19 protein-coding genes are annotated in these 22,697 nt (G+C 57.6%); 11 read left to right on the top strand and 8 right to left on the bottom strand.

From position 1 onward, the window contains the following. The first annotated feature begins 212 nt into the window (after positions 1 to 212). Positions 213 to 1,508 carry a phosphate ABC transporter substrate-binding/OmpA family protein gene (locus N7D90_RS17095; RefSeq protein WP_261742468.1) on the top strand — a complete coding sequence of 432 codons (1,296 nt, stop codon included), beginning with the start codon at positions 213 to 215 and terminating at the stop codon, positions 1,506 to 1,508. Between the two features lie 20 nt (positions 1,509 to 1,528). On the opposite strand, the gene N7D90_RS17100 is transcribed toward N7D90_RS17095, so the two are convergent. Further along, positions 1,529 to 2,734 (bottom strand): acyl-CoA dehydrogenase, encoded by a 1,206-nt coding sequence (locus N7D90_RS17100; RefSeq protein WP_261739116.1) that lies wholly within the window; start codon positions 2,732 to 2,734, stop codon positions 1,529 to 1,531. A gap of 158 nt (positions 2,735 to 2,892) precedes the next feature. Here N7D90_RS17100 and N7D90_RS17105 point away from each other — a divergent pair, with 158 nt between their 5' ends. Genes N7D90_RS17105 through N7D90_RS17115 form a run of 3 tightly spaced genes read left to right on the top strand, consistent with a single transcriptional unit; the run spans position 2,893 to position 5,220 of the window. After that, positions 2,893 to 3,846: a LysR family transcriptional regulator gene (locus N7D90_RS17105; RefSeq protein WP_261739117.1), complete on the top strand. Its 954-nt coding sequence runs from the start codon at positions 2,893 to 2,895 to the stop codon at positions 3,844 to 3,846. A gap of 26 nt (positions 3,847 to 3,872) precedes the next feature. Continuing rightward, entirely contained in the window at positions 3,873 to 4,271 is a 399-nt protein-coding gene (locus tag N7D90_RS17110) for a MerR family transcriptional regulator (protein WP_261739118.1), read from the top strand. A 52-nt stretch (positions 4,272 to 4,323) separates the two neighbouring features. Further along, positions 4,324 to 5,220, top strand: a complete 897-nt coding sequence (locus tag N7D90_RS17115) for a hydroxymethylglutaryl-CoA lyase (protein ID WP_261739119.1) — start codon at positions 4,324 to 4,326, stop codon at positions 5,218 to 5,220. A gap of 684 nt (positions 5,221 to 5,904) precedes the next feature. Here N7D90_RS17115 and N7D90_RS17120 read toward each other — a convergent pair. Then, positions 5,905 to 7,587, bottom strand: a complete 1,683-nt coding sequence (locus N7D90_RS17120) for an AMP-binding protein (protein ID WP_261739120.1) — start codon at positions 7,585 to 7,587, stop codon at positions 5,905 to 5,907. A 204-nt stretch (positions 7,588 to 7,791) separates the two neighbouring features. Here N7D90_RS17120 and N7D90_RS17125 point away from each other — a divergent pair, with 204 nt between their 5' ends. Genes N7D90_RS17125 through N7D90_RS17140 form a run of 4 tightly spaced genes read left to right on the top strand, consistent with a single transcriptional unit; the run spans position 7,792 to position 13,358 of the window. Next, on the top strand, positions 7,792 to 8,955 hold the full coding sequence (locus N7D90_RS17125; RefSeq protein ID WP_261739121.1) for an isovaleryl-CoA dehydrogenase: 1,164 nt from the start codon (positions 7,792 to 7,794) through the stop codon (positions 8,953 to 8,955). 11 nt (positions 8,956 to 8,966) lie between these two features. Then, complete coding sequence (locus tag N7D90_RS17130) at positions 8,967 to 10,574, top strand: carboxyl transferase domain-containing protein (protein ID WP_261739122.1); 1,608 nt, start codon at positions 8,967 to 8,969, stop codon at positions 10,572 to 10,574. A gap of 28 nt (positions 10,575 to 10,602) precedes the next feature. Continuing rightward, positions 10,603 to 11,421 carry a gamma-carboxygeranoyl-CoA hydratase gene (locus N7D90_RS17135; protein ID WP_261739123.1) on the top strand — a complete coding sequence of 273 codons (819 nt, stop codon included), beginning with the start codon at positions 10,603 to 10,605 and terminating at the stop codon, positions 11,419 to 11,421. Continuing rightward, a complete protein-coding gene (locus N7D90_RS17140) occupies positions 11,418 to 13,358 on the top strand; it encodes an acetyl/propionyl/methylcrotonyl-CoA carboxylase subunit alpha (protein ID WP_261739124.1) in 1,941 nt (646 codons plus the stop codon). Before N7D90_RS17135 ends, N7D90_RS17140 begins: the two co-directional genes overlap by 4 nt. Before the next feature lie 55 nt (positions 13,359 to 13,413). Here N7D90_RS17140 and N7D90_RS17145 read toward each other — a convergent pair whose 3' ends face one another. Then, a complete protein-coding gene (locus N7D90_RS17145) occupies positions 13,414 to 14,073 on the bottom strand; it encodes a LexA family protein (protein WP_261739125.1) in 660 nt (219 codons plus the stop codon). 129 nt (positions 14,074 to 14,202) lie between these two features. Here N7D90_RS17145 and N7D90_RS17150 point away from each other — a divergent pair, with 129 nt between their 5' ends. Then, on the top strand, positions 14,203 to 14,550 hold the full coding sequence (locus N7D90_RS17150; protein WP_261739126.1) for a DUF6124 family protein: 348 nt from the start codon (positions 14,203 to 14,205) through the stop codon (positions 14,548 to 14,550). 48 nt (positions 14,551 to 14,598) lie between these two features. Here the strand turns inward: N7D90_RS17150 and N7D90_RS17155 are convergent, their stop codons facing one another. Further along, a complete protein-coding gene (locus tag N7D90_RS17155; protein WP_261739127.1) occupies positions 14,599 to 15,651 on the bottom strand; it encodes a Glu/Leu/Phe/Val dehydrogenase dimerization domain-containing protein in 1,053 nt (350 codons plus the stop codon). A 184-nt stretch (positions 15,652 to 15,835) separates the two neighbouring features. On the opposite strand from N7D90_RS17155, the gene N7D90_RS17160 reads away from it, so the two are divergent. Both N7D90_RS17160 and N7D90_RS17165 read left to right on the top strand, forming a co-directional pair. Further along, entirely contained in the window at positions 15,836 to 16,303 is a 468-nt protein-coding gene (locus N7D90_RS17160) for an Lrp/AsnC family transcriptional regulator (RefSeq protein ID WP_261739128.1), read from the top strand. A 536-nt stretch (positions 16,304 to 16,839) separates the two neighbouring features. Continuing rightward, positions 16,840 to 17,991: a M14-type cytosolic carboxypeptidase gene (locus N7D90_RS17165; RefSeq protein WP_261739129.1), complete on the top strand. Its 1,152-nt coding sequence runs from the start codon at positions 16,840 to 16,842 to the stop codon at positions 17,989 to 17,991. Here N7D90_RS17165 and N7D90_RS17170 read toward each other — a convergent pair. The 4 genes from N7D90_RS17170 to N7D90_RS17185 all read right to left on the bottom strand — a co-directional run bounded on the left by N7D90_RS17170 (position 17,988) and on the right by N7D90_RS17185 (position 22,670). Continuing rightward, the gene (locus N7D90_RS17170; protein ID WP_261739130.1) at positions 17,988 to 18,938 is read right to left on the bottom strand and encodes a spore coat protein U domain-containing protein; all 951 of its coding nucleotides are present in this window, start codon (positions 18,936 to 18,938) and stop codon (positions 17,988 to 17,990) included. The two genes, N7D90_RS17165 and N7D90_RS17170, sit on opposite strands and share 4 nt — an antisense overlap. After that, on the bottom strand, positions 18,935 to 21,256 hold the full coding sequence (locus N7D90_RS17175) for a fimbria/pilus outer membrane usher protein (protein ID WP_261742469.1): 2,322 nt from the start codon (positions 21,254 to 21,256) through the stop codon (positions 18,935 to 18,937). Before N7D90_RS17175 ends, N7D90_RS17170 begins: the two co-directional genes overlap by 4 nt. 142 nt (positions 21,257 to 21,398) lie before the next feature. Further along, on the bottom strand, positions 21,399 to 22,178 hold the full coding sequence (locus tag N7D90_RS17180; protein ID WP_261739131.1) for a molecular chaperone: 780 nt from the start codon (positions 22,176 to 22,178) through the stop codon (positions 21,399 to 21,401). Between the two features lie 24 nt (positions 22,179 to 22,202). Further along, complete coding sequence (locus N7D90_RS17185; protein ID WP_261739132.1) at positions 22,203 to 22,670, bottom strand: spore coat U domain-containing protein; 468 nt, start codon at positions 22,668 to 22,670, stop codon at positions 22,203 to 22,205. Between the last annotated feature and the right edge of the window lie 27 nt (positions 22,671 to 22,697).

Here is a 22,697-nt window from a genome sequence, read left to right on the forward strand (position 1 = left end):
GCTGCGTTCGGCGGCGTATCCGTCGTGAAACCTGAGCACTCAATTTGTCTGTCACATTGAGGCGCCTGATTTGCGACGACTCCTTCGCCGAACGCAGCCTCGTTCCTCCGGCAGCGGCTACAGGAAACCGTGTCATCGGCTTGCAACTTTTCTGACTTAAATTGCATGCACTTCTATGGCCCCCAGGAAGGTGCCCGCTGATGCTGCGCTTTATGTCGTTGACCCTGTTCTGCACCATGACCAGCCTGGTCATTGCTGCCGACTTGCACATACAGGGTTCCAACACTATCGGCGCCAACCTCGGCCCGGCGCTGGTGGCGGCCATGCTGGCCGAGCAAGGGCTGCATGACATCCATAGCGTCCCCGTCGTCCCTCCCAACGAACACAGTATTGTCGGCACCAACGCGCAAGGTCAGCAGATCCGCGTGGATGTTGCTGCACACGGCTCGGGGACCGGTTTCGCTGCACTTGCCTCTGGGCAGGCGGATCTGGTGGCCTCATCGCGACCAATCAAGGACCGTGAGCTGGTCGACCTCGAACGCTTGGGTGACCTGAAAAGCCCTGACGCCGAGCAGGTAATTGCCATCGACGGGCTGGCGATTATTCTTCACCCACGCAACCCGCTCAATCAACTCAACACCGAACAGCTGGCACAGATTTTCAGCGGCCAGATCAACCGCTGGGAACAACTGGGCGGCATCGGCGGCGCCATCCATTTATATGCTCGCGATAATCAATCCGGCACCTGGGAAATCTTCAAGGAGCTGGTCTTGAACCGCAGCGAGCACCCCTTGAGCAGCACCGCGAAACGCTTTGAATCCAGCGAGCAGCTGTCGGATGCGGTCAGCCACGATCCGCAAGCCATTGGTTTTATCGGCCTGCCTTATATCCGCGAGGCCAAAGCAGTAGCCATCATCGATGGCGCATCGCAACCGATGCTGCCGCTTACCAGTCTGATCGCCAGCGAGGATTACCCCTTGTCGCGGCGACTGTTCTTTTACCTGCCACCCTCTACGAACAATCCCTGGGCCAAGGCGTTGATTACCTTTACCCAAAGCCCTCAAGGCCAGGCCATCGTTGCACAAAACGGTTTTGTCGCCCAAAGCGTACAGGCAGGCAGTGTGCTTCCCGGTGCACATATGCCTCTGGACTACCAAACCCTGGCCAGAGAAGCGCAGCGCCTGTCAGTCAACTTTCGTTTTGAAGAAGGCAGTGCCTCGCTGGATAACAAGGCACGCCAGGACTTGTTGCGGGTCGTCGAGTACCTGACCGCCACCGGCAAGCTCAACAAACAGGTAACGCTGGTAGGTTTTGGCGATGCCAAGGATGACCCGGAGCGAGCACAACTGCTGTCGAAATTGCGGGCAATGGCTGTACGCCGCGAGCTGGTTAAAAATGGCGTGGTATTGCGCGAGATTCGCGGCTACGGCGCACAAATGCCGGTAGCGGCCAACACCGAAGATGAAGGCCGCCTCAAGAACCGCCGGGTTGAGGTGTGGGTGTATTGACTGCACAGGATCAAAGCCCGTCACTCCACATATTTGTCCAGCTCAAACTTGCCCACCGCTGCCCGGTGTACTTCATCCGGGCCATCGGCCAGACGCAGCGTGCGCTGCATGGCGTACATATAAGCCAGCGGAAAATCCCCCGACACCCCTGCCCCGCCATGAATCTGAATTGCCCGATCAATCACTTTCAACGCAACGTTCGGGGCGATGACCTTGATCTGGGCGATTTCACTTTTCGCCACCTTGTTACCCACGGTGTCCATCATGTACGCGGCTTTAAGCGTCAACAGCCGCGCCATGTCGATCTCCATCCGCGAGTCGGCGATTTTGTCGATATTGGCCCCCAGACGTGCCAGCGGTTTGCCGAACGCGGTGCGCCCCAACGAGCGTTTACACATCAATTCCAATGCCCGCTCGGCCATGCCAACAGAGCGCATGCAGTGGTGGATTCGCCCCGGCCCAAGGCGGCCTTGAGCAATTTCAAAACCGCGCCCTTCGCCCAGCAAGACATTTTCGTAGGGCACTCGCACATTATCGAACAGTACTTCGGCATGCCCGTGGGGCGCATCGTCATAACCGAACACCGGCAATGGCCGTACGATTTTCACCCCCGGCGTGTCGATGGGCACCAGGATCATCGAGTGCTGCTGATGACGCGGGTTTTCGGGATTGCTCAACCCCATGAAAATCAGAATTTTGCAGCGCGGGTCACAGGCGCCGGACGTCCACCATTTACGGCCATTGATCACCCATTCTTCACCCTCACGCACAGCACGGGCAGCCATATTGGTTGCATCCGATGAGGCCACATCCGGCTCGGTCATCGCGAACGCCGAGCGTATTTCGCCCCGCAGCAGTGGTGCCAGCCACTGTTGTTTTTGCGCCTCGCTGGCGTAACGCACCAGCACCTCCATATTGCCGGTGTCGGGCGCCGAGCAATTGAACGGCTCCGAACCCAGCATCGAGCGGCCCATGATTTCCGCCAGAGGCGCGTATTCCAGATTGGTTAACCCGGCACCCAGTTCGGACTCGGGCAAGAACAGGTTCCACAGGCCTTCAGCCTGGGCCTTGAGTTTCAGCTCTTGCATGATCGCTGTCGGCTGCCAGCGATCGCCTTCAGCCACCTGCTGATCGAAGATCGCTTCCGCCGGGTAAACATAGGCGTCCATAAACGCTGTCACACGCTCGCGCAGTACCTGAACTTTCGGGGAATAAGCGAAATCCATGGGTGGCTACCTTCTACCGGGAATGTCGAAAAATACTGATGCCCGATGCTAGATCAGCCCGCCTTTATTTGCGCCACCTATTAACAGCGTGTATTACCATTCATAAGCAATATATGATTCACCCGCAGCCCTATAACTAACAACAAGAGTCACGTCCCATGAACCTGAACAAGGTTGATCTCAATCTGTTTATCGTCTTCGACGCCATCTACACCGAAGCCAACCTGACCCGCGCCGGGCAAATCATCGGCATCACGCAACCAGCCGTGTCCAATGCACTGGCGCGATTGCGCGAGAGTTTCAACGACCCGCTGTTCGTCCGTACCGCCCAGGGCATGGTGCCGACGCCAATGGCACAAAACATCATCAGCCCGGTGCGCAGTGCCCTCGCGCTGTTGCGCGTATCCGTTCAGGAAAGCCGCACCTTCAACCCCCTGCAAGCCAACAAGACCTACCGTATCAGCATGACTGACCTGACCGAAGCGGTGATTTTGCCGCCGTTATTTCAGCGCTTGCGGCGTCAGGCGCCATCAGTGGTGGTCGAGAGCTTTCTCTCCCATCGACGTGAGACCACCAGTGATCTGGCGGCAGGACGGCTGGATTTTGCGGTGGATGCGCCACTCAATACCGACCCGCAAGTGCGCCATATCAAGTTGATGGAAGACCGCTATGTCTGCGCCATGCGCCAAGGCCATCCATTAGCCAGCAACGCGACCCTGAGCCTGGATGAGTACCTAGCACTGACCCATATTCATATTTCGACCCGGCGCAATGGCCTGGGTGAAGTAGACCTGGCACTGGGAAAAATGGGCCTGCAACGCAAGATCACCCTGCGCTCCCAGCATTACCTGATGGCCTCCAATGTGCTGCAACAAACCGACATGGTCATGACCGTGCCCGAACGTTTTGCCCGGCGCCATGCCCTGCACTTTGTGCCATTGCCGCTCAATGAGTTGCCCAACGTGGAAACCCACTTGTATTGGCACGAAAGCACCGAGCAAGACCCGGCCAATCGCTGGATGCGTGAGCAACTGATCGAGCTGTGCCAACAGCAAGTGAAATCCGAAGCTGCGAGCTTGCTTGACGTATACGTCAAGCAGCCATTAGTTTAAGAGCACGATTCTTCCAGAGCCCGCCCATGAGCAGCCAGACGTACAGTATTTCCGACCTTGCCCGCGAGCTCGACATCACCACCCGTGCCATTCGTTTTTATGAAGAACAAGGTTTGCTCGCCCCCGAGCGACGCGGCCAGGAGCGGGTGTATTCGCCACGGGACAAGGTCAGCCTGAAATTGATCCTGCGCGGCAAGCGCATCGGTTTCTCACTGGCCGAATGCCGCGAGCTGATCGAGCTTTACGACCCCACCAGCGGCAATCAAAAGCAGCTCAACAGCATGCTGGGCAAAATCGCCGAACGCCGCGAGCAGCTGGAGCAGCAGTTACTGGATATCCAGCAAATGCAGCTGGAACTGGATACCGCCGAGGAACGCTGTATCCAGGCGCTGGAACAGACCATTAGCAGCCAGGCGACCAATTAGACGCTGATACCCGCTCCCACAGGGTATCCCCACACAGATACGGTGAATCCCCATGACACTTCCAACCTATGTGCGCTTGATCGAAGTTGGCCCCCGCGACGGTCTGCAAAATGAGGCTCAACCCATCAGCGTCGCCGACAAGGTGCAATTGGTTGATGCCCTGACCGACGCCGGGCTGGGCTATATCGAGGTCGGCAGTTTTGTATCGCCCAAGTGGGTGCCGCAAATGGCCGGTTCAGCTGAGGTCTTTGCGCAAATCCAGCGCAAGCCGGGGGTGGTCTACGGTGCACTGGCACCAAACATGCGCGGGTTTGAAGATGCCGTGGCGGCAGGCGTAAAAGAGGTCGCGGTATTTGCCGCGGCATCCGAAGCTTTCTCGCAACGCAATATCAACTGCTCGATCAGCGAAAGCCTGGCGCGCTTTGTGCCCATCATCGAAGCCGCCCAACAGCACGGCATCAGCGTACGCGGCTATGTGTCCTGTGTGCTCGGCTGCCCCTATGAAGGTCAGGTCAGCGCGCAGCAGGTCGCGCAGGTAGCAAAAGAGCTGTACGCCATGGGCTGTTACGAAGTGTCGCTGGGCGACACCATTGGCACCGGAACACCTACGGCCACGCGAGCGATGTTTGAGGCAGTAACCGCTTACGTACCTCGGGAAAAACTCGCCGGGCATTTCCACGATACCTACGGCCAGGCACTGGTGAATATCTACGCCAGCCTGCAGGAAGGCATCGCGGTGTTCGACAGCTCGATTGCCGGCCTCGGCGGCTGCCCTTATGCCAAGGGCGCCAGCGGTAACGTGGCCACAGAAGATGTGCTGTACATGCTCAACGGCATGGGCATCGAAACCGGGATCGACATGGACAAGCTGTTACTGGCCGGTGAACACATCTGCAACGTGCTGGGCCGTGTTACCGGGTCACGGGTAGCAAAGGCCCGCCAGGGCTAAAAAGTGTTCCATGGTGTTACCTCGTGTTCCCACAAACGAGTAACACGGAAACAAACCGGCCATACCTATGGCCGGTTTTTTATTGTCAAAAATCACAAGTCGTTGATTTATAAGGGTTTTCAAAAGTTGGCACGGCTCCTGCTATCTCTATGGCATAACAAGAATAAAAACCGCAGCAACATAATAAAAACAATACGAAACGACTCTGACATAACAAAAACAACACGGCAGAGACGCAGCTAACAGATTTTTTTGGAGAAGGTTTACTTTTCCGAGGCGCCTAAAAGCCACCTCGCAACCGGGCAGAGAATAATAAAACTACCTTCAGGTAGCACCCGCACAGGTTGGATCACAGGTTTGATAGCCAGTGATAAAAGTGGATCAGCGCTCAAAAAAATACGTTTGCTCTTGACCCCGGATGGGGGTCGCAAAAAAACGCAGCAAAGGGTGAGTTCCAAAAACAACAATAAACCGCCCTTCAATAATAAAAAAAGAGCATGCAACGACATATTAAAGGGGAGCCCAGGCTCCCCTTTGTGTTGTCCGGGATTTGATATTTTGCCAAATCACATGCGACTCATGTGGGAGCGAGCCTGCTCGCGATGGACTTCACCTCGGTTTACCTGATAAACCGCAGCGACTGCATCGCGAGCAAGCCCGCTCCCACAAAAAACAAATAGTGCCTTAGCGTTTTGCACACTCCTGAATGCTGATCTCGCGCATTTTGAACTTCTGGATCTTGCCAGTCACCGTCATGGGAAAGGTCTCCACAAACTTGAAGTAACGCGGCGTTTTAAAGTGCGCAATGCGTGACTTGCACCAGGTTTGCAACTCCAGCTCATTAGCCGTGTGGCCTGGGTGGAATTTGATCCAGGCAACAATCTCTTCGCCATATTTGGCATCCGGGATGCCCACGATCTGCACGTCAGCCACGGCCGGATGGGTAAAAAAGAACTCTTCCAGCTCACGCGGGTAAATATTTTCACCACCGCGAATAATCATGTCCTTGTTACGCCCCACGATGCGCACATAGCCCTGCTCATCCATCTGCGCCAAATCCCCGGTATGCATCCAGCCTTCGCTGTCGATGGCCTCGCGAGTCGCCTGCGGGTTGCTCCAGTAACCCAGCATCACGCTGTAGCCCCGCGTACAGAGCTCACCAATCTCACCGCGTGCAACGGTGTTGCCTTGCGCATCGATCAGCTTGCTCTCCAGCTGTGGCTGGGTACGCCCCACAGTGGTAACACGTAATTCCAACTCATCCGCAGGACCCGTCTGTATCGAGACCGGGCTGGTTTCGGTCATGCCATAGGCAATTTGTACCTCACCCATATGCATTTCGCTGATGACCCGACGCATGATCTCGATCGGGCACGTGGCCCCGGCCATGATTCCGGTACGCAGGCTCGACAGATCAAAGCCGGCACGCTGCGGATGATCAAGCATGGCGATAAACATGGTTGGCACGCCGTACAACCCGGTAGCCCGCTCCTCGGCCACCGCTTGCAGCGTCAGGCCCGGATCAAAGGCTTCACTGGGGTAGATCATCGTCGTGCCGTGGGTCACGCAACCCAGATTGCCCATCACCATGCCAAAGCAGTGATACAGCGGCACCGGGATTACCAGCCGGTCATTGGCCGTCAGCCCCAGACTTTCACCGACCATGTAGCCATTGTTGAGAATATTGTGATGGCTAAGGGTCGCGCCCTTGGGAAAGCCCGTAGTGCCCGAGGTGTACTGAATGTTTACCGGCTGATCGAAGTGCAGGCTGGCCTGGCGGGCATGCAGTTGCTCAACCGTAACCCCGTCAGCCAGCGGGGCTAGTTGTGACCAGGGCAGGAAGCCAGCAGGCGGTTCAGGAGCAAGGCTGATAACCCCGCGCAGCTCGGCAAAGCGTGGGCAATCAAGCGCCCCGATCGATTGTTCGGCCAGTTCGGGAATGAGTTCCTGGAGCATGGCGTGGTAGTTGGAGGTCTTGAACGCACCCGCGCAAACCAGCCACTGACACCCCGATTGCTTAAGCACGTATTCCAGCTCAGAGAGCCGGTATGCGGGGTTGATGTTGACCAGAATCACGCCAATCCTGGCGCTGGCAAACTGGCTGATAAACCACTCGGCACCGTTAGGAGCCCACACCCCTAGTCGGTCCCCCACTTGCAAACCCAAGGCCAGCAACGCTCTGGCATGCACATCGACCGCTCGCGCCAACTGGGCCCAGGTGTAGCGTTGCTGTTGATGCCGTACCACCAGCGCTTCGCCCTCGGGATAGCGCGCAACGGTCTGATCGAAAGCCTGTCCTATGGTCATCGCCAGCAGTGGCTTGTCCTGCGCACCCTGGCTGTAACTGGGGTTGGATTGCAGCTTCATGACAACTCCTCTTGTGATTGTTTTGGGAGCATGAGTAAAGCGCGTACCGGCGCCCTCTCAATTGAAGAACAGCAATTACTCTGGCTGAAGTTGACGTTAACGTAAAGGTCGTTGACAGTTTTACAGGCCAAGTTTACGTTAACGTCAAGGTTATCAATGGCGACGCAGTAACCGCCTCCACAAGAACAACGATCAAGGTGCCCCATGAGCTACCCGACTTTGAACTTCGCCCTGGGCGAAACCATCGACATGCTGCGCGATCAGGTTCAGGCCTTCGTCGCTGCCGAACTGGCGCCACGTGCGGCGCAAATCGACAAGGACAATCTGTTCCCCGCCGACATGTGGCGCAAGTTCGGTGACATGGGGTTGCTCGGCATCACCGTTCCGGAAGAATACGGCGGCACCGGTCTGAGCTATTTGGCGCACGTGGTGGCGATGGAAGAAATCAGCCGCGGCTCAGCCTCGGTCGCCCTCTCCTACGGCGCTCACTCCAACCTCTGCGTCAATCAGATCAACCGCAACGGCAGCCACGAACAAAAACTCAAATACTTGCCCAAGCTGATCAGCGGCGAACACGTTGGCGCACTGGCCATGAGCGAACCCAACGCCGGTTCCGATGTGGTGTCGATGAAACTGCGTGCCGACAAGCGCGGCGACCATTACGTCCTCAACGGCAGCAAGACCTGGATCACCAACGGCCCTGATGCCAGCACCTATGTGATCTACGCCAAGACCGATCTGGAAAAGGGCGCACACGGCATCAGCGCATTTATCGTTGAGCGCGACTGGAAAGGCTTCAGCCGCAGCAGCCATTTCGACAAGCTCGGCATGCGCGGGTCCAATACCAGCGAACTGTTTTTCGACGATGTTGAAGTGCCAGAAGAGAACCTGCTGGGCACCCTCAACGCCGGGGTCAAGGTGTTGATGAGTGGCCTGGACTACGAGCGCGTGGTGCTGTCGGGCGGTCCTACCGGAATCATGCAGGCCTGCATGGATTTGATCGTGCCGTACATCCACGACCGCAAACAGTTCGGCCAGAGCATCGGCGAGTTTCAACTGATCCAGGGCAAGGTGGCTGACATGTACACCCAGCTCAACGCCAGCCGCGCCTATCTGTATGCCGTCGCAGCCGCGTGCGAGCGTGGTGAAACCACGCGCAAGGACGCCGCCGGGGTGATTTTGTACAGCGCCGAACGCGCCACCCAGATGGCCCTCGACGCGATCCAGATTCTGGGTGGCAACGGTTATATCAATGAATTCCCGGCCGGACGCCTGCTGCGTGACGCCAAGCTGTATGAGATCGGAGCTGGCACCAGCGAAATCCGACGCATGCTGATTGGTCGCGAACTCTTCAACGAAACTCGCTAAGGAGCGTAGGCATGTCCATCTTGCATACGACGATCAACCCGCGCTCGGCCGAGTTCGGTATCAACCGCGACGCCATGCTCAAGCAGGTGGCAGCCTTGCACACCCTGCTCGAGCAGGTACAACAGGGCGGCGGGGCCAAGGCCCAGGAGCGTCACACTTCACGCGGCAAGCTACTGCCACGCGAGCGCATTGATCGCCTGCTGGACAGCGGCTCACCCTTCCTGGAGTTGAGTCAGCTGGCGGCTTACGGCGTGTACGGCGAAGAGGTTCCGGCTGCCGGGATAATCGCCGGTATTGGTCGGGTCGAAGGCGTGGAATGCATGATTGTGGCCAACGATGCCACGGTCAAAGGTGGTTCGTACTACCCGCTGACGGTGAAAAAACACCTCCGGGCACAGACTATTGCCGAGCAAAACCGCTTGCCGTGCATCTATCTGGTGGACTCCGGCGGCGCCAACCTGCCACGTCAGGATGAAGTGTTCCCGGACCGCGAGCACTTTGGGCGAATCTTCTTCAATCAAGCCAACATGAGCGCGGCGGGCATCCCGCAAATTGCCGTGGTCATGGGTTCGTGTACTGCTGGTGGGGCCTATGTGCCTGCCATGGCCGACGAAGCCATCATGGTGCGCCAGCAAGCGACAATCTTTCTTGCTGGTCCGCCACTGGTAAAGGCCGCCACCGGCGAGGTGGTCAGTGCCGAAGACCTGGGCGGTGCCGATGTGCACTGCAAGATTTCGGGAGTGGCCGACCATTACGCCGACAGTGACGAGCATGCGCTGGCACTGGCTCGGCGCAGCGTGGCTAACCTCAACTGGCGCAAGTTGGGCCAGTTGCAGCAGCGCACACCGCTGGCACCGCTGTATGGCCGTGACGAGTTGTATGGCATCGTCCCGGCAGATGCCAAACAGCCCTTTGATGTGCGCGAAGTCATTGCGCGGCTGGTGGACGGTTCGGTGTTCGATGAATTCAAAGCCCTGTTCGGCACCACGCTGGTGTGCGGCTTTGCGCATTTGCACGGTTACCCGGTAGCGATCCTGGCCAACAACGGAATTCTGTTCGCCGAAGCGGCACAAAAAGGCGCGCACTTTATCGAGCTGGCGTGCCAGCGCGGTATTCCCTTGGTGTTTCTGCAAAACATCACCGGTTTTATGGTCGGCCAAAAGTACGAAGCCGGTGGCATTGCCAAGCACGGCGCCAAATTGGTCACCGCTGTGGCGTGCGCCAAAGTGCCGAAATTCACCGTAATCATCGGTGGCAGTTTTGGCGCTGGTAACTACGGCATGTGCGGCCGGGCCTACGATCCACGCTTTTTGTGGATGTGGCCCAACGCCCGAATTGGCGTGATGGGCGCCGAACAGGCGGCAGGCGTGCTGGTGCAGGTCAAGCGCGAGCAGGCAGAACGCAATGGTGTCGCGTTTTCAGCCCGTGAAGAAGCCGAGATCAAACAACCGATCCTCGACCAGTACGAACACCAGGGCCACCCCTACTATTCCAGTGCTCGCTTGTGGGATGACGGCGTGATCGACCCGGCGCAAACCCGCGACGTATTGGCGCTGGGTTTGTCGGCGGCGTTGAACGCACCTATCGAAGCCACCCGTTTCGGTGTGTTCCGGATGTAACTCCCACAGCCTTTCAGGACTGAAGAACATGATCGATTTCAACACCCTCGAACTGCACACCGATCCCCGGGGCTTTGCCACCCTGTGGTTGAGCCGCGAGCAGAAGAACAATGCCTTTAACGCCGAGATGATCCGCGAGCTGATCCTTGCTCTGGAGGCCGTGCAAGCAGATCCAGCCATGCGTTTTCTGGTACTGCGCGGGCGCGGCAAGCATTTCAGTGCCGGTGCCGATCTGGCCTGGATGCAACAATCGGCCGAACTCGACTACCACACCAATCTCGACGACGCCCGCCATCTGGCCGAACTGATGTACAACCTGGCCAAGCTGAAAATGCCGACCCTGGCCGTCGTGCAAGGCGCAGCCTACGGTGGCGCACTGGGCCTGATCAGTGCCTGCGACATGGCCATCGGCGCGCAGGATGCGCAGTTTTGCTTGTCCGAAGTCCGTATCGGCCTGGCACCTGCTGTAATCAGTCCCTTCGTGGTGCAGGCCATCGGTGAGCGCGCAGCCCGGCGCTACGCCCTGACCGCTGAACGCTTCAGCGGCGAGCGTGCCCGTGAGCTGGGTTTGCTGTCCGAGTGCTACCCCCTCGCAGAGCTTGAACAGCACATCGCCCATTGGGTCGACAACTTGCTGCTCAACAGCCCACAAGCCATGCGCTCCTGCAAGGATCTGCTGCGCGAAGTCAGTCATGGCGCGCCAACTCTGGCCATCCGTCGCTACTGTGAAAACGCCATTGCACGGATTCGGGTCAGTCCTGAAGGCCAGGAAGGCTTGCGCGCCTTTCTGCAGAAGCGTGCACCCAGCTGGCAAGCCGATTCATCGACTCAGGAGCCGCGCTCATGACCGCCCCTCTTCTTACTTCCGTGCTGGTGGCTAACCGCGGCGAGATCGCCTGCCGGGTGATGCGCACGGCCAAAGCGCTGGGCCTCACCACCGTCGCCGTACACAGCGCAACCGACCGCGATGCACGGCATTGTCGCGAAGCCGATATCTGTGTGGACCTGGGCGGTAGCAAAGCCGCCGACAGCTACCTGAAGATCGACAAAATCATCGCTGCCGCCAAGGCCAGCGGTGCGCAGGCCATTCACCCCGGTTACGGTTTTTTGTCGGAAAACGCAGGCTTCGCGCGCGCCATTGAGGCCGCCGGGCTGATTTTCCTTGGCCCCCCCGCCAGCGCGATTGATGCGATGGGCAGCAAATCCGCGGCCAAGGCCTTGATGGAAGTCGCAGGCGTACCGTTGGTGCCTGGCTACCACGGCGAAGCTCAAGACCTGGAAACCTTCCGCCTCGCCGCAGAGCGCATCGGCTACCCGGTGCTGCTCAAAGCCACGGCGGGCGGTGGCGGCAAAGGCATGAAAGTGGTCGAAGAGGTCAGCCAACTGGCTGAGGCGCTGGCTTCGGCTCAGCGCGAGGCACTGTCCTCCTTTGGCGACGCACGGATGCTGGTTGAGAAGTACGTGCTCAAGCCGCGTCATGTGGAGATCCAGATATTTGCCGACCAGCACGGCAACTGCCTGTACCTCAATGAGCGCGATTGCTCGATTCAGCGCCGCCACCAGAAAGTCGTGGAAGAAGCACCAGCACCGGGCCTGAGTGTCGAACAGCGCCAAGCCATGGGCGAATCCGCCGTGCGCGCGGCACAGGCGATCGGCTACGTTGGCGCGGGCACCGTGGAGTTTTTGCTGGATGCGCGAGGCGAATTCTTCTTTATGGAGATGAACACGCGCCTGCAGGTTGAACACCCGGTCACCGAAGCCATTACTGGGCTGGACCTGGTGGCCTGGCAAATCCGCGTGGCATGCGGTGAGGCCTTGCCCATCACCCAGGCACAAGTGCCCTTGCGCGGCCACGCCATCGAAGTGCGTTTGTACGCTGAAGACCCGAGCCATGATTTTCTCCCGCAAACCGGGCGTCTTGAGGTGTACCGCGAATCAGCTGCCGGCCCGGGCAGGCGCGTGGACAGTGGGGTCAGTGAAGGCGACGAGGTTTCACCGTTTTACGATCCGATGCTGGGCAAGCTGATTGCCTGGGGAGAGGACCGCGAACAGGCCCGCCTGCGCCTACTGGCGATGCTCGATGAATTCGCCATCGGCGGTCTGAAAACCAACCTGAGCTTTTTGCGACGCATCATCGGCCACCCCGCCTTCGCCGCAGCCGAACTCGATACCGGGTTTATCCCGCGCTACGAAGAACAATTACTGCCTGCTGCCGAGCCTCTGCCTGCTGCCTTCTGGTCGGCAGCCGCCGAAGCCTTCAATCAGAGCCAGGCCCCACAGGTACGGGACGATGACCCGGCGTCACCCTGGTCCGCAAACAACGGCTTTCGCAGCGGTTTACCTGCACACACGTTGCTGGCATTGGCTTGTAATGGCGAACAACAGGTCATCCACCTCAATGGCAATACAGCCATCTTGCGTGATGAACAGTTAGTCATTGAACAGGACGGAGTACGGCGCCAGCACTTGGCCATTCGCCGCGCTGAGGCGCTGTACCTACGCTGGGAAGGTGAGTTGCACTGCGTGCGCCTGCACGATCCGATCAGCGCCGTGAGTGCCAGTCACACGGCCCAGGGCGGCCTGACTGCCCCCATGAACGGCAGCATCGTGCGGGTACTGGTTGAGGTCGGTCAAACTGTCGAGGCTGGCACGCAACTGGTGGTACTCGAAGCCATGAAGATGGAACACAGCCTGCGCGCCCCCCATGGGGGTGTGGTGAAAGCCCTGTTCTTCCAGGAAGGCGAGATGGTCAGTGAAGGCTCGGCGCTGGTTGAGCTGGAATGAGAAAAGGCGGATACCGTGATCGGTATCCGCCTTTTTTACAGCATCTGAAACGCGTCTAGAACTTGGCTGTGGCCTGGACCACCACTCCGATAATCCGGCAGCGGTCATCGAACAATGTTTTGGGATACGTTGGGTTCAGCGGCTTCAGATAGCGTTGACCACTTTCTTCGATCAACTGCCGGAACGTCGTCGCCTCGGATTCAGGTGTAAGGGCAATCACCATTCTGCCTGGCGTGGCTTCGATATCCGGATCAACCAGAATCATCATCCCTTGCGCGATGCTGACACCCATCGGAGCAGTCATGGCATCACCGGTCACCTGCAGCCAGAACGCTGCCCCTTTGGCGTAATGATCGCTGACTTCAAAGATCGTACCGGGCGGCGCATAACCAGGCTGCACCTTCTCGCTGACCTGACCCGCCGTCACCCAGTCTCTCACCGGATAGCGGAAAGCTGACGTGATCTCATAGGCGTATTCGTCAGGACCAGGTGTATCACCTGCATCATGGCGCTCACGAATCACCAGGGCGACTTCAAGGTGCTCAAGCCCAAGGGCATGCAGCACGTTGTTCATCGTCGGCAGGTCGGGTTGACGGCGTTTATTGAGCCAATGACCGACTCCGCCCTGGGATGCCCCGACGCGTTCGGCTAGTTTTTCTTGCGTGAGTTTCAGCTCGCGCAATTTGGTTCTGACTAAAGCGATCCATTTATCCATCTGCCGAACAATACGGATTGAATTCAGCGCAACAATACACACATTGTATTATTTATGATCGATGAACAAATACTATTTGTACTAGTCTTGTCCTGCTGATTCGATTAACTCCTGAAACGCAGGTAAATCATGACTCCAATAACAAAAATTGCGCTGAAAACAGAGCCTGATAATGAGCTCGAATCCTTAAGGGACAGCGCCGCAACCCAACGTGCGCTCGACTATTATTTGAAACCATCTGTTTCTCAGCAGGGTCTCGAAAAAAAAATGTTCCTGGTCAGCGAAGACGTGAGCCAAGAGGAAGCTCTGGTGCATGCATCGGACTATCTGCGATGTGCAATTGCCAGTGCTCAAGGCGCTGCCGAGCATCAGCAGGGTTCTCAACGTGATCTTCTGATGAGCATCCTGTTCTTTATGGAATCGTCCAAGCAATTGGTGGACAGGGCCATTGACGTGCAACAGCTGTCTGCCCGCTGAAGTGGAAAAAGGCGCTGGCTGCCCGATCGAACCCCAACGCCTTTTCTATCAAGCGTTAAGACGCTCTTGTGCAAGGCTGTCGGCAATGCTCGTGGTGTTGCGATCCTGTGCCTTGGCCCTCTGGAAGATCTGGCGCAAAGTCTCACCAATGCCTTCTACGTGCTGGCGAACCTGTTCGGGCGTGCCGCCGTTGTACTCGTAGGACACGTCAATAATGCCGCCTGCATTGATTGCATAGTCTGGGGCATGCAAGCAGCCACGACGCCACAACTCATCGGCATGAGAGGCTTTGGCCAATTGGTTATTCGCCGCCCCGGCAATCACCGGGGCACGCAGTAACTGCAAGGTTTCATCATTGATGATGGCGCCCATCGCGCACGGTGAAAATACATCGACATCCAGCCCGTAAATATCTTGTGCACTGACCGCATGGGCGCCCAGTTCATCGACTGCGCGCCTGACGTTAGCGTCCTGAATATCGTGTACCCACAGTTCAGCACCCGCCTCTTTCAACTGCCGGGCAAGGTTGAAACCGACTTGCCCAAGGCCCTGAACGGCCACCCGCAAGCCTGCCAGGTCGCTGCGACCCAAACGCTGCAAGACTGCCTCGCGCAAGCCGATAAACACGCCAAGGGCCGTCGCCGGTGACGGATCACCACTGCGCGTGCCTCCGCCCAGTTGCTCACGCGTGCCAGCCCCCACCACGTGGTGAGTGCGCTGGCCCATCAGGGCCATTTCAGCGACACCGGTGCCCGAGTCTGCAGCCGTGATGTAACGCCCGCCCATGCTCTCGACAAACCCGCCCATGGCCTGAAACAACGCTTCGCTCTTGTCTTTGCGCGGATCGCCAATGATCACCGCCTTGCCGCCGCCTAGCGGCAAGCCGGCCAGCGCCGATTTGTACGTCATGCCGCGAGACAGGCGCAGCACGTCGTTCAAGGCTTGCTGTTCGTCGGCATAGGGCCACATGCGGCAGCCACCCAAAGCAGGGCCAAGGCGCGTGTTGTGCACTGCAATAATGGCCTTGAGGCCAGTCGCTTTGTCGTGACAGAACTGGACTTGTTCGTGGTGATCGAATTCGGGATGAGCAAATATCGGCATTACATTCTCTCTCTTGTTCTTGGCCCTGGAAGCGTGTCAGACCGCAAAGTCAGTATCTGACCCGACGCATGGGTGCGCAGCCAAAGAGTGAAGGTTTTACCTAGGAATTTTCTTTCTAAATTGCAGGAAATGTTCTGCTAATCTGCATGTATCATTCAAAAAAAATAAGAAATCAGATCAATTCATGCAGATTAAATTAAGCGCCATCGACCGCAAGATTCTCCGCCTGCTGCAACATAATGCCGACCTGTCTGCCGCCGAGGTGGCGGAACACGTGGAGTTGTCACAGTCGCCCTGCTGGCGACGGATCCATCGACTGCAAGAGGAAGGCTTGATCGAGCGCAAGGTCGCCCTGCTCAATCCGAAAAAACTCGGGCTCAATATCGTTGTTTTCGTCAATGTGCGGCTGTCAGGCCACGGGCGACGTCATTTGACGGAGTTTGAAGAGGCGATTACCGATTACCCCGAAGTGATCGAGTGCTACACGATGGCAGGCGATATGGACTACCTGCTGAAGGTGGTCACCCATGACATCGACAGTTATGAACGCTTTTTGCGCGATCACTTGCTGCAGAAGCCACACGTTCAGGAAGCCCACTCGAATATCGCCATGAGCGAGGTCAAGCGCACCACTGAGTTGCTGTTGGGCTAACAGTACAGGCCGCGGGATAGAAGCCTGGGCCAAGGAATGGAAAATTATTTTCCAGATAGCGCGGAAAAAACTTGCTTTGCAAATGATAATGATTACTATTGCATGCAGCTGGTCGCGAGATCAGTCGATAATTCAAAGGACCTTAGGTCGGTCTTTTGAATTAGCTCCTCATCAGGCTAATCACGGTTATTTGACCCGGCTTCTGGCCGGGTCTTTTTTTTGCGGCCAGTTTTCTGGCTCTGCGTGCTTCAGGCTAATGAAGTCTGGTGTGCGGTCGGTTTTTTTCAGTGACCGCTACGATGTTGGCGATGATAGCAAAAGAACATCGGGAAACGGAAGCCTGAAGTCCTGGACTATGGCCGTAATGGCAATTTAGCACTTGAGAATCACTCGCAAAAACACTAAAATCGTGCTGCGTCAAGGATGACGCCCCCCTTCGTATTCCCCTACATCTTATTGTCCAAAATTCCGTATTGGCCTATCGCCATAGCGATGTACAGTAACGCCCACAATCATCAGATTTTGGGATTTGGACCATGACCGTGGCGCCCTCTTCACTTCATATCAGCAGCGACTTCGACAGCGGCAACATTCAGGTGCTGGACGCCAGCAACCCGCTGCAGGTAAAGCTCGCCATCAAACCGGACACCAAGAGCCCGCACTTTCAGTGGTTCCACTTCAAGGCTGATGGCCTGACGCCGGGGCATACCCACCATTTTCAATTAAGCAATGCCAGCCAGTCTTCCTACAATAAAGCGTGGGAAGGCTATCAGGCCGTTGCCTCATACGATCACGAAAACTGGTTCCGGGTGCCTACTGAATTCGACGGCACAGCACTGAATTTTCAACTTGCAGCCGAACAACCTCAGGTCTGGTTTGCCTACTTCGAACCCTACAGCCGCGCACGCCATGATCAACTGATCAAGAACGCACTGCAGTGGTCAGGTTGCGAGTTGCTGGCCACCGGCAAAAGTGTTGAAGGTCGCGACATCCAATTGCTGCGCAAAGGCAACGGCGCCAGCCACAAGCGCAAGATCTGGATCATCGCCCAGCAGCACCCCGGCGAGCATATGGCCGAATGGTTTATGGAAGGGATCTTCGAGCGTCTCGAACAAGGCAGCGACCCGCAAATGCGCAAGCTGCTGGATTTCGCTGACCTGTACCTGATCCCCAACATGAACCCCGACGGCGCGTTTCACGGGCACTTGCGTACCAACGCCAACGGTCAGGACCTGAACCGCGCCTGGCAAAACACCAGCCCGCAGGTCAGCCCGGAAGTATTTTTCGCCCTGGAGCAGATGGCTCACTACGGTGTCGACCTGTTTCTGGATATCCACGGCGACGAAGAAATCCCCTATATATTCACCGCCGGCTGTGAAGGCAATCCGGGCTACACCCCGCGGCTGGCGACCCTGGAGGAGCGCTTTCGCAGCCACCTTGGCGCGCTGACCAAGGACTTTCAGACCGTGCACGGCTACACCCGCGACGAGCCCGGGCAAGCCAATATGACCCTGGCCTGCAACAGCGTCGGCCAGCGCTTTGACTGCCTGTCGTTGACCCTGGAGATGCCATTCAAGGACAACAACGATGCACCGAACCCGCAGACTGGCTGGGATGGCAAACGTTCGAAGCAGTTGGCCAAGGATGTGCTGACAACCCTGTCGGCGATGGTCAAGGAGCTTCGCTAAAACCCCACGTCCAGCACCACGCTGTCGGTGTAGGCACCGGCTGGCGGCGTGGCCTGGTCGGTATAAATCTTGGCGTTGTAGTTGAATATCTGGCTGCCTGTGCCCAACCCGTTGCCGGGGTTGACCTCGGCAGTCGAACTCGCCCGCCGGGCACTGCCCACGTTGCCCCAGCGGGTAGTACCGGCACTTTGGAAAATATCGTAGGCCAAAAAGTTAGTGCCGAAAATCATCTGCCGCCGCCCGCCCACACTGACGGGATGCAGGCCATCACTCAAACCCACGGTGTAGGCACTGCCTTTGGTGCAGGCCACACTGATGGTCTGACTGACCGGGGTAAACCCGCTGATCACCGGCGCATTGCCAAAAGTAATAACGGGAGCGCTGATGGTGCAGTCGTTGGCCACCGTCATGGTTACGGTCAGGGTGCTGACCTTGTTGACCCCCGAGTCTGACCCAAGGCAAACGCCTAAAGCGCCCAAGCCGGTGCAGTAGTACCAATCCCATCGCACACTCAGTGTTTCGGTGTAGATCCCTGCCGCGACATTATTGATCGAGGTCATGAAGTACAAAGGAATAATACTGGGTGCCGTAGTGCCCAGCAGCCCGTTGCTGGCAAAGTCGAATGCCGTTCCACGGGTAATGGGATGAGTGCCATTAGTGCCCGCACTGATCGAGTAGGCAATCACATCTCCGGTAGGTCCTAGCATTCCACTCTGGGCCGAGGTGATCGTGGCCTTGAAGTAGGCGGTGCTGAATAGCGCGATCCCTCCGGGAGTGCAGGTGAGGCCAGCACTTGTTGAGGAAGTGTTTTGAGCCACGGTACGCACCAACGTTGAACTGATCGTTCCATAACCGGCCGGGCTGGCGACCGCCGCCGCAGTACAACCTGCCTCTACTTCGGACAAAGCAAAGCAACACAATAGGCATAGCCCGATTGCACACTTCATTGGCACACCACCGGCTCGATCAAAGGCACCTGGTCCGCCTCCGGCACCAGTTCGAATTGTGCCTTGCACTGCTGGCCATCAGGCAGGATCACTTGCAGCGAGTTTTTTGCCACCAGGTTTTCCAGGTACACCAACCCGTCCCAGCCGACGACCGCACGCGAGCCGTTTTGCTCATTCAATACCGCACTGCCCAACCCCAGGTTTTGCTGCTGGGCATTGACCAGACGCACGCTGGCAGCGGCCACCCGCTTTAATGGAAACTCCAGCAAGTAGCCACTTCCACGACGCACCGCCACCCGCTGCTCGACCGTAGGGCTGAGGACGTTGACCGGCAGGTTCAACGGATCTATTTCGTATTTTCCGCGATAGTAGGCACTGCTCCAGGGCACCAGCAGATGACCGTTTTTATCGGTATTGCCTACCCACTGGTTTTCATACAACACGCCAATATCGGAAAAATCCCCGGTACTGACTACGACAAAAGCGTCGTCAATACGGTTGGCCGCAAATACCTGATTGTCCATCCAGACCAGTGACCCACTGGCATCGCCCCAACGTGTTTGCTGAGCTGAAGTACCATAAACGCCTGCTTGCAGCTGCACCGACTGCATCCGCCAGGTCAGGTCGGCCTGGCGGTAGTCAGGTGTGTCGCCATGGGCATACCCCAGGTTGAAACCAACGCCCCCCTGCGTCGGAACCCCGCGACTGTAATTGACCCGTTGCTGGGTGGCGCCCGTGGTGCTGCGCTCGGTGCTGAAGCTCATGCTGGCGTTCAGATCAAACGGCACCACAATCTGCGCCTGCAGCGCCCAGTTACTGTCGCCAAACTGACGATTGGCCGAGACGTACACACTGCTGTTGAACCACAACGGCTTGCTCCAGCTCAGGTTAAGCAAACGGGTACGCGAAGTATCGGCGGCCACCACATCAAAATACCCGGCGCCCAGACTGCCAAAGCGATCCAGGTTCAAGCTCAGGGTCAATTGCTCGCTACGCTGGCTGAGGCTGATGTAATCACTGTCGACTACCGAGAGATCGGCATAGTCGGAAAATCGTTGCAAACGCTGATAGGCAAGACTGAAACGTTGCGCGCTGTACTGGTAGCCCACGCTCAACTGGCGGCCATCGCGGCCATCGAACTGGCTTTGGCTCACGGCACTGTTGAGTACACCAAAGTTACCCAACTTGAGATTGCCCCCCATACCGCCCAAGGTCAGCGAGTCAGAGGCCTCAAGGTGACTTTCAAGGGTCAGGCTGTCGGTCAGGCCATAGCGCAGGCTACCCGACGTCACACCCGGGCCGTAGGCAAAGTTACGGACCCCATACTCCCTACGCACGCTGCCCGCCGACACCGAAAAATCACTCAGGCCTTTTTGCAGCAAGGTACTGGTCACATAAAACGGCACGCTGGTAGAAACCTGCCGCCCCAGCGCGTCGGTGGTCACCACCACGGCCTCGCCTGCGCCATTGATAAAGGGAATATTGGTCAGGGTATAAGGCCCAGGTTGCAAGTTTTCGCTGGAGGACTTGAAGCCATTTATGAACAGGTCGACTGAAGACGGAACCGCCGCCTCCCCGGAGAACTGCGGCAACGGATAGGTCACAAGATCAGGACGCACGCCAAAGTCTCGCGATAGCTGCACCCCGCCCATGCGCACGGAACTGGTCCAGGGCAAGGCGCCGCTGATCAGGTCGCCCGCCTCGTAGGTGAGCATTCGCTCGTCATCGGAAAAGCGCCAGAGCGTGTCATAGCGGCGGTAGCCATTATCCATCTGGCTATCGGCGGTACCCACAATGCTGCGCCGGTATTGCCCGGTGTTTGACAGCGTGCCCCAACTGTCAAACAGCCGTATTTCATTCCAGGCGGCCAGATAAGTGCCAGCATCGTCTGTATCGTTCAGGTACAGGTCGTAGTTGAGCAAGCCGCCAAAGCTACTCACCGCCTCCGTGCGCGGATAGCTTGAACGCCTGCCAAAGTGCTGCTCAGGCAGCCATTCGGGGGGTACGTCGAGCAACAGGCGCTGGCCCTGAATATCGTACTCGCTGTGCAAACCAGGCACGCTGTCGAGTCCCACTTCCTCCGGGCTGGCTACTGGCAGGCGAATACCCGACTCCTTCAAATCGGCCGCTGGCAGATACAGTTGACCTGCACGCTGTTGCACGTGAACCAGGCGCCCGGTATTCATTTGATTAACCACCAATTCCAGATACAGCGATGCATCGGCGACCGCCTGTATATTGGCGGGCGGTGGCGGCAGTTCTGCTGCCTCACTGATTGGCACCGCCAGTGCACTGCACAAGCCGATGATGGCCAACATCAGTGCCCGGCTCACGTCCTCATCCCGTCCCTCAATGGCTGCTCCTTGCAAACGCTCCCGCGGTTACATTCAACACCGCGCTACGTCATGCCGTTGTCAGGGGGACTTGCTAAAGGCCAATTGCGACTACTGAACCCTGCGTTTATTGACCTAAAGGCACCGCCTGCACCTTGGTCTGACCATTGACCCGTACTTGCAACGCATCGCCCTGGGCCAACGGCGCTGGCCAGCGCATCGTTGCACCCGGCAACACATAGCCCAGCAAACCATCTACCATCGATTGCGACTTGCCACCCGACTTGAGCACCGCCTCGGTCAGTCGCGCATGCACCGAGCCACGATTACGGATCTCGATATAGGGCTTGCCATCGACCTTGACGGTGCGACCGCTCAATTGCGGTAAGCCGATACCGGCAGCATCACGTGGGCGGCTTGCATCCACCTTGCTCCACAGCCCGGCGCCATAAGCAAACAGCGGCACCGAGTAGCGCATTTGCAATCGAATCGTCGCCGCCGTCTTGGTGCTGTCATTCGCCGCAGGAGGCAGGGCCGAAGGGATTTCATCGATGATGATGCGGTAGGCATGCTCCTCGCCTGCGGGAAAAGACTTGGTCCGGGTCAAACGAATCAGCTGCTTTTGCCCAGGCCCGATAGTGGCCACCGGCGGGCTGCCAATCACATCACGCTGATTTTGATACTGATCGTCAAAGCCGTCCTGATTCCAGGCAAATACCCGTATCTGCATACTGGCAGGCTCATCTCCGCGGTTTTCCAACCACAAGGCACTGGCTTGCTGATCGGCTTCCAGTACCGGATCGATAGGCCAGATCAAAATCGAACTGGCTGCCAGAGCCTGCTGAGTAATCCCCAACGTCAGCAGGCAACAGGCCAAACCTTGAAGCGGCCGTAAAAATAAGTGCATAAACAAACTCCTGAACCCTGGACTTCAATAAGACAATTGCACTTGCACCGTATCGCTATAGGCACCCGCCGGTTGATTACCCGGCAGTAGCACATAGCCAAAAATCGGCAGGCTGATTGCGTTGGCATTGGTATAAGGCACGTTGACCGACTGCGCGATGCCCAGGCTCTGGCTGTGTGCAGCGTCCTGAAATAACTGGTATGCCACCCGTGCACTGCCACTGCCGACCTGCAAATAACGCCCACTGGTGTTATGCAACCCGCCATCGACCTGCATGCTGACAGTCACCCCTGGCGTACACTGCAACGTAACGCCACCCACCAGGTTCACACTGACTGGCGAGGTGGACAACGCCGGATACGTACCGAAGTTCAGACTGCCGTAAGTGCCGCCGGTACTGGTCACCAGACACCCCGCCACGATGCCCGCGCCGACCTGAAACGTCGCAGTTGTTGCAGCGTGCAAAACACCGCTGCACGAACACAGCAGCATCAGTGACGCTGCGCACGGCCAGCCCAC

This window comes from Pseudomonas fragi (assembly GCF_025426255.1).
GTDB classification, from domain to species: domain Bacteria; phylum Pseudomonadota; class Gammaproteobacteria; order Pseudomonadales; family Pseudomonadaceae; genus Aquipseudomonas; species Aquipseudomonas kulmbachensis.